Annotated in this window: 1 protein-coding gene; it reads right to left on the reverse strand. The window is 63.7% G+C overall.

All coding sequences use genetic code 11. From position 1 onward, the window contains the following. Window positions 1-14: 14 nt before the first annotated feature. Window positions 15-851, reverse strand: an 837-nt coding sequence (locus HAV40_RS37850) for an IS5 family transposase (RefSeq protein ID WP_205694012.1), incomplete at its 5' end; no start/stop codon positions are given.

The raw sequence follows: 851 nt of genomic DNA on the forward strand, positions 1-851 counted from the left end.
AGAGGGTGACTGGTTCAGATCGGTGAGGTTGTATCCGTTTTGGGTGCGGGATCGCGCCAAGACGGGACAGCTTCACCGGTCAACCGCCTGCTCATGGTGCCGATCATCGCCCAGTGGATCAGCGAAGCCGAGTGCCGCTCCGAGCCCTCGTAATCGCGGACCAGGCGCCTATGCAGCATCAACCAGCCGAACGTCCGCTCCACCGGCCAGCGCACGTTCGGTACGAAGCCCTTCACCGCAGGGTCTTTCACTACGACCTGGACATCGATCCCGAGAGCAGAACCTGCCTCGACCACACTCTTCTTGTAACCCATATCGACCCACGCCTTCGACACCGTCGGGAACCCGGCCGCCAACTGCCCGACCAGGTCCCTGCCACCGGCGGTGTCATGCACCGACGCCGCCGTGACCAGAACAAGCAGCAGCAGCCCGAGCGTGTCCACCGCGACATGCCGCTTACGGCCCTTGATCTTCTTCGCCGCGTCAACGCCCTGAGCGGACTCGGCAACGTTCGATGACGTCTTCACACTCTGGGCATCCAGCACCACCGCGCTGGGCTGAGGCGAACGCCCGGCCGCCCGCCGCACCCTCGTACGCAGCAGATCGTGGATCTTCTGCGTCGTGCCGTCCTTGGCCCATTTGGCGAAGTAGTCATAGACCGTCTTGGCCGGCGGAAAGTCGTGCGGCAAGTACTCCCAAGGCACACCCGCCCTGTTCAAATACAAGATCGCGTTCACGATCTCCCGCAGATCGTGAACCGGCGGCCTGATACCCAGCCCACCACGCGCCGCCCGCCACTCGGTCAACAACGGCTCGATCAGCGCCCAACGCTCATCAGACAGATCGGAAGG

The sequence above is a fragment of the Catellatospora methionotrophica genome (assembly GCF_011297335.1).
GTDB classification, from domain to species: domain Bacteria; phylum Actinomycetota; class Actinomycetes; order Mycobacteriales; family Micromonosporaceae; genus Catellatospora; species Catellatospora methionotrophica.